The 8190-nt window shown below is 72.6% G+C and carries 8 protein-coding genes; 6 read left to right on the top strand and 2 right to left on the bottom strand.

Going from position 1 to position 8190, the window contains the following annotated elements; all coding sequences use genetic code 11:
* The first annotated feature begins 46 nt into the window (after positions 1-46).
* The 5 genes from ACSRUE_RS13650 to ACSRUE_RS13630 all read left to right on the top strand — a co-directional run bounded on the left by ACSRUE_RS13650 (position 47) and on the right by ACSRUE_RS13630 (position 4947).
* On the top strand, positions 47-853 hold the full coding sequence (locus tag ACSRUE_RS13650) for a hypothetical protein (RefSeq protein WP_441291368.1): 807 nt from the start codon (positions 47-49) through the stop codon (positions 851-853).
* Between the two features lie 310 nt (positions 854-1163).
* Complete coding sequence (locus ACSRUE_RS13645; RefSeq protein WP_441291367.1) at positions 1164-1442, top strand: hypothetical protein; 279 nt, start codon at positions 1164-1166, stop codon at positions 1440-1442.
* Entirely contained in the window at positions 1435-2700 is a 1266-nt protein-coding gene (locus tag ACSRUE_RS13640; RefSeq protein ID WP_441291366.1) for an AAA family ATPase, read from the top strand. Before ACSRUE_RS13645 ends, ACSRUE_RS13640 begins: the two co-directional genes overlap by 8 nt.
* Positions 2697-3056 (top strand): hypothetical protein, encoded by a 360-nt coding sequence (locus ACSRUE_RS13635; protein WP_441291365.1) that lies wholly within the window; start codon positions 2697-2699, stop codon positions 3054-3056. Before ACSRUE_RS13640 ends, ACSRUE_RS13635 begins: the two co-directional genes overlap by 4 nt.
* 196 nt (positions 3057-3252) lie before the next feature.
* Positions 3253-4947 carry an adenylate/guanylate cyclase domain-containing protein gene (locus tag ACSRUE_RS13630; RefSeq protein ID WP_441291364.1) on the top strand — a complete coding sequence of 565 codons (1695 nt, stop codon included), beginning with the start codon at positions 3253-3255 and terminating at the stop codon, positions 4945-4947.
* A 60-nt stretch (positions 4948-5007) separates the two neighbouring features.
* On the opposite strand, the gene ACSRUE_RS13625 is transcribed toward ACSRUE_RS13630, so the two are convergent.
* Positions 5008-5979: a phosphotransferase enzyme family protein gene (locus ACSRUE_RS13625; protein ID WP_441291363.1), complete on the bottom strand. Its 972-nt coding sequence runs from the start codon at positions 5977-5979 to the stop codon at positions 5008-5010.
* 24 nt (positions 5980-6003) lie between these two features.
* Positions 6004-7353: an MFS transporter gene (locus ACSRUE_RS13620; protein WP_441291362.1), complete on the bottom strand. Its 1350-nt coding sequence runs from the start codon at positions 7351-7353 to the stop codon at positions 6004-6006.
* 33 nt (positions 7354-7386) lie between these two features.
* On the opposite strand from ACSRUE_RS13620, the gene ACSRUE_RS13615 reads away from it, so the two are divergent.
* Positions 7387-8190, top strand: a complete 804-nt coding sequence (locus ACSRUE_RS13615; protein ID WP_441291361.1) for a glycosyltransferase family 2 protein — start codon at positions 7387-7389, stop codon at positions 8188-8190.

Here is an 8190-nt window from a genome sequence, read left to right as displayed (position 1 = left end):
GTGCGGCCGTGGGGGGTGGCCGATCACGCCATTCACGGAGGTGACCTTGCGCAATCTCACGATAGGGGACCTGAAGCTCGCGCTGCGCGATCTCTTGACTGACAAGGCCGATGAGCTGCGCCTGTCGGCGACAGGCAAGCTGTATGAGCCGCGGCTCCGGGCGAAGCAGAAGGAGATCGACGCGATCCCCGACGCCGCGGGCACGCAGGCGCCGCTCGCCAGGGAGCTCGCCGAGGCCGACGTCCGGCACGACGGCCTCGGGGCGGCCGTCTTCTTCCTGTGCAAGGCCGTCGAGGCGCACCCCGCCTTGCCGGCGGCGCTCAAGGAAGCGGCGGCGACCGCGCAGCAGGCGTTCGTCCCGAAGCTCGACGTGCTCCGCGCCCCGTACGCGGACGAGGCGGCGGCGGCGCTCGACAACCGGCCGGAGCTGACCCGGCTCAAGGCGGAGCTGAAGGCCGCCGCGACCCCCGGCGGAGGGACGCTGCACGACTGGGTGAAGGCGTTCGTCGCCGCCGGCGACGACATCGACGGCCTGCTGCGCAGGCGCGCCACGCTCCTCGCGACGGGCGAGAACGCCGGGGCCACCGGCCCGCTCCGCGGCGCCGCGGTCGGGCTGCTCGGGCGGTTCCGGGAGGCGCTCCGGGACGAGATCCAGGAAGAGGGCAGCAAGCTGCCGGCCGACCACGAGGCGCGGCTGTTCGCCTACATCGACAAGCTCAACGCCGATCGCGAGCGGGCCCTGCGCGGGCGCGCGGCGTCCGAGCAGGCCCCGCCCGCGGCCCCCAGCCCGCCGGCGGCGCCCGGCGACGTGGCGCCGGCCGCGCCGGCGGTGAGCGCCGAGCCCGAGCTCTAGCCGGACCGCTCGCGGCGACATGCCGGGTGCCTCGCCGAGCAGGCACCCGCCCATGTCCGACATGCCCGGCGGCCTCGCCGAGCAGGCACCCGCCCATGTCCGACATGCCCGGGGGCGTGAGCGGCGAGGCACCCGCCCATGTCCGACATGCCCGGGGGTCTCGCCGAGCAGGCACCCGCCCATGTCCGACATGCCCGGGGGGTCTCGCCGAGCAGGCACCCGCCCATGTCCGACATGCCCGGGGGTCTCGCCGAGCAGGCACCCGCCCATGTCCTTCCTCCGGGATGCCCTCGCATCCTAGGATGCGCCCGTGTCGGTCACCCCGCAGCAGGGCCATTTCGTGCGCGTGCGCTCGCGCCTCTACCTCGTCGATGACGTCGCCCGGGGTGCGACCGACGACCAGGTGCGCGACGAGGTCCTGGCGCGGCCGATCGAGCTCAACCGCATCCGCACGGAGGACGAGCGCACGGGCGGGTGGCGGTGGCACGAGACGCGCGCAAACTGGACGACGATGGCAACGACTGAAGCAGGCGCGCTCCGCGCGCGCGGAAGCTCGCGCCCGCTGCTCACCAGAGAACACGATGCTTAGACAGCTGGAGCTCGACGGCATCGGTCCGGCCGACAAGCTCACGTTCGGGCCGCTCGCGGGACGGCTGAACCTCATCACCGGCGACAACGGCCTCGGCAAGTCGTTCCTCCTCGATGTCGCCTGGTGGGCGCTCACGCGGACCTGGCCGCAGTACCCGGCTGTCCCCAGGCGGCCCGACGCGTCCATCGGGTTCGCCTTCGACGGGGCCAAGGGGCTCACCGAGGACGTGTCCCCCTGGATCGCGAAGGCCCAGGACTGGAAGCGAAAGCGAGGGCGGCCATCGAACCCCGGCCTCGTCCTCTACGCGCGCGCGGACGGCGCGTTCTCGGTCTGGGATCCGGCGAAGAACTACCGCCTCTACCGCGGCGCGGACGGCAGCGAGCGCGAGATGCTGCCCGCCTACCACTTCACGCCGGGTCAGGTCTTCGATGAGCTCCGCACCGGCGACAACCAGGTGGTCTGCAGAGGATTGCTCGACGACTGGACGCGCTGGCAGCAGTCCCATGACCCTCGCTTCGCGATGCTCTCCCGGATGCTCGAGGCGCTGTCCGAGGATCCGGAACGGCCCATGGAGGCCGGCAAACCCACCCGGCCCTTTCTGGAGGACGTGCGCGACGTCCCCACGATCAAGATGCCTTACGGCGACGAGGTACCGGTGATCTTCGCGGCGGCCGGAATGCAGCGCATGCTCAAGCTGGCGTACCTTCTTACCTGGGCGTTCTCGGAGCACGAGGAGGCGGCGCGGCGGCAGGCCCTTCCGCTCTCGGAGCAGGTCATCCTGCTCATCGACGAGCCCGAGACCCACCTCCACCCCCGGTGGCAACGCGCGGTGCTCCCGGGGCTGCTCAGGACGATCGGCGCGTGGGGCGCGCATGCGCCGCGCGTCCAGGTGATCGCCGCCACGCACTCCCCGCTGGTGCTCGCGTCGGTGGAACCGCTGTTCGATCCCGAAGCGGACGCGCTCTGGAAGCTCGATCTCGTGGACGGCGCCGTGCAGATCGCGCAGGACGTGTGGCACAAGCGGGGGGACGTCAACCGCTGGCTGATGTCCGACGTGTTCGATCTCGACGCCGCGACGTCCGCGGAGGCAGAGGCCGTGCTGCGCCAGGCGCGGCAGTTGCTCAGGGACTCGAGCCCTGATGCGGCCGAGGTCCGGCGCGTCAACGAGGCCCTCCTCCGCACGCTCCCCGAGATGGATCCCTTCCTGGTGCGCTGGCGGTACTACGTCCAGCAGCACGCCGGCAGGGAGTCTGCGTGATTCGCGTCCAACGAGCCGCCGAGCCCGCCGAATTCGACGCCAAGGTCCGACAGAAGGGGAAGGCGGCGCTAAAGGAGCTGATCGGCTCGACCGAAGCGCCCAGACGACCCGGACCACGGCGGGAGAAGCTCACCGACCGGATCGAGGATATCCCCTCCGGGGCCCTCCCCCCATTCTGGGTGCAGGCGTTGCCGGAGCTGCGGGCGGCTTACCGGGATATCTGCGCCTATCTCGGCATGTACATCGACCCGGCGACCGGCCTGGCGACGGTCGACCACCGTCATTGCCCGTTCATGGCGCACGAGCTCCACCGCCAAGGTCGCCTTCGCCCTGCAGATCGGGAATCCACCCGTTGACCCCGGGCACGTGAGATAGCCCGCCACCGCCGCGACGGGTACGAGCCGAGCGCACAACACCGCGCGGTTGTCGGACTCGTCGTCGATGACACCCATCGTGCGGCGGTCTCCCGAGGTGCCAGTGACCGACCGAAGCGCTGTTGCCCGGACGAAGCGCTGTCCACCGGAAGCCGACTTTGCTTTGATGACGGTCTTCATGTTCCGCCTCAGCACCGTGCGCGCCAAGCTCACCGTCCTCGTCGCGCTCTCTTCGCTCGCGACCCTCGCGGCCCTCCCCGTGCTCTCCTGGGTGATGCACCGGCAGCTCCTCGCGCAGATCAGCGAGCGCGTCCCGCAGGCGATCCGCAACTTCCGGCTGGAGCTCAGGCAGCAGCAGCGCGCCATCTCGGCGAGCTCACGCCAGGCGTCTCGCACGCGCGAGCTGGTCGAGGGGCTCCGGGTGCGGCACGAGTCGGCCGTGGGGACGGCGCTCGAGGCCGTCACCGACGCTCATCCCAACGTCGCCATCGTCGCCTTCGACGAGCTCGGCGAGCTGGTCGCGGCGAGGGGGCTCGATGCGCCGCCGACGAGCACGGACGAGGTCCCCGGGCTCACCGAGGGCCTCCCGGGCCTCGGCGAGATGGACGACCTGCGGGACGTGCTCGTCCATGGGTGTGATGGACAGCAAGGCTCGCCGCCTGCGTACATGATCGCCCAGCATGCGAGGAGCGACGCCGGGTCGCTGCTCGCCTGCATCCCCATCGATCACACCTACTTCGACGAAGCGGCGACGAGGCTCGGCGTGGAGATCGCGCTCGTCGACCCGTCGGGCAAGAGGGTCACGGGCACGGCGCGTTTCCCGACCGAGCTGCTCCAGGGCGCCGTCATCGGCGACGAGACCCACCCCACGATCGTCGAGGAGGCGAGCTCGCTGTGGGCGCTCTCCCGCTTCGCGCCCCGATCGCTCCGGGGCAAGGCCGGCGATTTTTCGATCGTCATGGCGCTCGACGTGAGCGACGTGCGGAACATCGTGCGCCAGAACCTGATGTTCGCGGCCGGCGTGCTCGCCGTCGCGGCGCTCTTCTCGCTGATCCTCGGCGCGCGCCTCGCAAGCACGATGGCGCGCGCGCTCTCCCGCGTGAACGTCGCCCTCAAGCACCTCGAGCAACAGCGGTACGTCCATGTGGAGGCGGTGAAGACAGGCGACGAGCTGGAGGATCTCGCGACCGGCTTCAACTCGATGGTGGACGGCCTCAAGGAGCGCGACAAGCTCCGCAGCACCTTCGGCAAGTACATGACCGAATCGGTGCTCGAGCACCTGCTCGCCGGCAAGGTGCAGCTCGGCGGCGAGACGCTCACCGTCTCGATCCTCTTCTGCGATATCCGGAGCTTCACGACCATCAGCGAGAGGATGAACGCCCATGAGCTCGTGGGGCTCCTCAACGAGTATTTCACCGAGATGGTGGCCATCATCCTCGACGAGGGCGGGGTCGTCGACAAGTACATCGGCGACGCGATCATGGCGGTGTTCGGCGCGCCCGTCCCCAGGCCGAACGACGCCGTGCGCGCCGTGCGCGCGGCCATCCGCATGCGCGCCGCGCTCGAGCGCTTCAACGAGCGACTCGCCAGACGGGGAATCCCGGCGCTGAAGACCGGTGTCGGGATCCACACCGGCGAGGTCGTCGCGGGCAACATCGGCAGTGAAGCGCGGATGGAGTACACCGTCATCGGCGACGCCGTGAACCTCGCCTCGCGCCTGGAGAGCGCGACCAAGGAGCTCGGCGTGAGCGTGCTCCTCAGCGAGGACACGCACCTCCTCGTGAAGGACGTCTTCAACACACGTCCCATCAGCGAGATCACGGTCAAAGGCCGCGTGCAGCCGGTGATGACCTACGCGGTGGCAGATCGCTGACGAGCGCAAAGGGGCGATAGCGCATCACGGCGCCCGGCGCGGCAGGGGCGCGCGCCGCGCTCACCCCCCCGCGAGCAGCCGCGCGAGCTCCCCGCGCTGGCGCCGCGCCGAGCGCGCCAGGGAGAGCTGCCCCGCCGCCCGGTACAGGTTGTGTGCGACCCGCGTCGGGAAGCGCGACGGGTCCCAGCCGAAGTACCGGTCCTCGAACGCATCCCGGCAGAACCTCGCCGCGAGCTCCAGGGCGATCCGCTCCGCCGCGTCCACGAGCGCCTCCCGCTCCTCCGCGCCGAACGGCCTCGCCTCGCGGTAGCCCGCCACGGCGGCGGCGAAGACCTCCAGATCGAAGCGCGTCTCGGTCGAGTCCTCCCCGACCGGGTTGCACCACGACCGCCACGCGTCGCCGAGCTCCACGTCGATCGACTGCAGCGCCAGCGTGTCGAGATCGAGCAGGCAGATCCCCTCCCCCGCCTCGGAGAAGCGCAGGTTCGAGATCTTGAGGTCGCCGTGGCAGTGCCGGACCGGCAGGTCGAGCCGCCCCCGCCACGTGCGAAACGCGTCGAGGATGGCGTCCGCCAGCCGCCGCCCCTCGCCCCCCGTGGCCGCGCCGTCCAGCCGCTCCATGTGGAGCGCCGTGTCGTGCGCGCCCGCGCGGACGTGGCGGTACACGTGCTCGAGATCGTCGACCGCCCGGTGGAACCGGGCCGCGAGCTCCCCGGCGGCGCGCGCCAGCACAGGAGAGCCGACCCGGTGGTGCGTGCGGCCAGGGACGAAGTCCATCACCCGCCACACCGCGCCCTCCGCGTCGCGCGCGCACAGGGCGCCGTCGCCGGCGCGCAGCAGCCGCGGCGTCGCGAGGCCGCGGGCCGCCAGGTGCGCCGTCACCGCCTCGATGTCGTCGTGGACCTCCGGGGCGAAGATGGGGCTCACCCGCTGGACCACGTACCGCGGAGGGTCGCCGGCCAGCCAGGTGCCGTTGATGAGGCCCTCGTCCTCGCAGCGGCGCACGGAGAGGCCGCTCAGAGGCGCCCACACGTCCGGGATCATCGGGGCGGGAGGCTAGCTGCGCTCGGTCTCGGGCGGCAAGGGAGGCGGCGCCGGGACCGCCGCAATCTCGGGGGGCAAGGGAGGCGGCGCCGGGACCGCCGAGACCGCCGCGGCCCGCCGGCGCAGCATCCACTGCGCCCCGAGCCACGTGACGACGCCGGCGCCGAGGCCGAGCCAGGCGGAAGCCGCGGGGACACCGGCGCGCTCCACCAGGAACGCCCCGCCGAGCAACGTCCCGCACAGGCCCACCGTGAGGACCAGGTTGTCGGCGGCCGAGAGCCGGCCGACGAAACGATCCGGCGAGAGCCGCTGGATCTCCGTGCTCGACAGCACCCAGTTCGCCCCGCTGCCCAGGCCCCACACGAGCACGACCGCGAGCAGCGCCGCCGGGTGGCGGGTCACCGCGAACACCGCGATCGCTCCGAAGGTCACCCAGACGGCCCCGGCCGCCGCGCGCTCGCCCCGCAGGCCGCGGCGGACCAGCGCGACGCCGACCAGGGGGCCGACCCCGGTGCCCGCGCCGCGCACGCACTGGAGAACCCCCAGCGTGAGCGCGCCCGTGCCCGCGAAGGGGAGCTGCGTCGCGAGCAGGTTGAGCAAGAGGAGCGCCCCGCCGTTCGCCATGTGGACCGGCGTCTTCGCGAGCACCGCGTCGAGCAGCGGCGGCCGCTCCCACGCGTGCCGCCACGCGAGGACCATGTCGCGGCGCACCGACGCGAGCGCCGGCAGCACGCCGCCCTCCGCAGGCCGCCCCTCCGCCGCCATCGGGGGGAGCCCCCGGAGGAACAGCGCCGACAGGCCGAACGACGCCGCGTCCAGGGCGAGCGCCGCCGCTGGGCCGAGCCCCGCGATCAGGCCCCCGAACGCCATCCCGACGGCGAACATGACGCTCCACGTCGCCGACACGATCGCGTTCGCCTCGAGCAGCTCGTCCTCCTCGACCACATGGCGCAGCACCGCGCTCTGCGCCGGCAAGCGCAGCGCGCCCACCGACGCGCGCACGAAGACGAGGACCTGCACCCCGACCACGCTGCCGGCGACCGCGGCCCCCAGCATCCCGACCGTGAGCGCCCCCTGCGCCACGCTCGTCGCGATGAGCAGCCACCGCCGATCCAGCCGGTCCGCGAGCACCCCCGCCACCGGCGCGAACAGCGCGTTCGGGAGGTGATGCCCCACCATCACCAGCGCCAGCGCCACGACCCCGCCCCCCTCGCCCCCCAGCGCGAGCAGGCTCACGGCGACGAAGCTCATCCAGTCGCCCAGCAGCGAGACGATCTCGCTCATCCAGACGCGACGGAACGCAGGACGGCAACGGAGCAGGAGCAGGCCAGGACGGCGCTCCGGGCGCCTGCCGCTGTTCATCCAGGGCACACCATGGTAATCGCGCTCCGTCTCATGCGGATCTGCGCCATCATTCCCGCCTACCAGGCCGAGCGCAACGTGGGGGACGTCACACGGGAGGCGCTCCGGGTCCACGGCCTGGCCGGCTCCGTCATCGTGGTGGACGACGGGTCGAGCGACAGGACGCCGGAGCGGGCGCGCGCGGCCGGCGCCACGGTGCTGAGCCACCCGGAGAACCAGGGCAAGGGCGCCGCCCTGCGCACCGGGATGGAGTTCGCCGTCGCCGCAGGCTTCGACGTCGCGGTCACGATCGACGCGGACGGACAGCACCCGCCGGAGGAGGCGCGGCGCCTCATCGAGGCCGACGCCGACCCCGAGGCGCTGGTGCTCGGCGTCCGGGATCTCGCGGGCGCAGGCGCGCCGCGCGCGAACCAGATCTCGAACCGGATCTCGAACTTCTTCCTCTCGCTCTTCGCCGGCCGCCCCTTCGCGGACACCCAGTGCGGCCTGCGCCGCTACCCGCTCCGGACGACGCTGTCGCTCGGCGCCCGCGACGAGGGGTACGCCTTCGAAGCGGAGATCCTCCTGCGCGCGGTGGCCGCCGGCGTCCGCCTGGTCGAGGCGCCGATCCGGGTCATCTACCCGCCCGAGGGCGAGCGGCTCACCCACTTCGACAGCGTGCGCGATCCGGCGCGGATCATCCGCCGGGTGGTGGCGACGCTCGCGCTCACGCGCGGGCTCCGCCACGTGCCGGCCGCGCCGGTGCCGTTCCCCGACCCGGTCCGCCCGGCCGCGGCGAGCGCGCTCGCCGCGGAGCTCGACCCCCACCCGCGGCAGCCGGCGACGGCGCCTCCCTGA

Source organism: Sorangium sp. KYC3313 (assembly GCF_052075895.1).
Lineage (GTDB): Bacteria > Myxococcota_A > Polyangia > Polyangiales > Polyangiaceae > Sorangium > Sorangium cellulosum_B.
This window is presented reverse-complemented; position numbering and strand designations above follow the sequence as displayed.

Bases quoted from the DNA above. Each gene is read 5' to 3' on its own strand.
- ACSRUE_RS13640 (WP_441291366.1), top strand. From the start codon at position 1,435: ATGCTTAGACAGCTGGAGCTCGACGGCATCGGTCCGGCCGACAAGCTC.
- ACSRUE_RS13630 (WP_441291364.1), top strand. From the start codon at position 3,253: ATGTTCCGCCTCAGCACCGTGCGCGCCAAGCTCACCGTCCTCGTCGCG.
- ACSRUE_RS13620 (WP_441291362.1), bottom strand. From the start codon at position 7,353: ATGAACAGCGGCAGGCGCCCGGAGCGCCGTCCTGGCCTGCTCCTGCTC.
- ACSRUE_RS13615 (WP_441291361.1), top strand. From the start codon at position 7,387: ATGCGGATCTGCGCCATCATTCCCGCCTACCAGGCCGAGCGCAACGTG.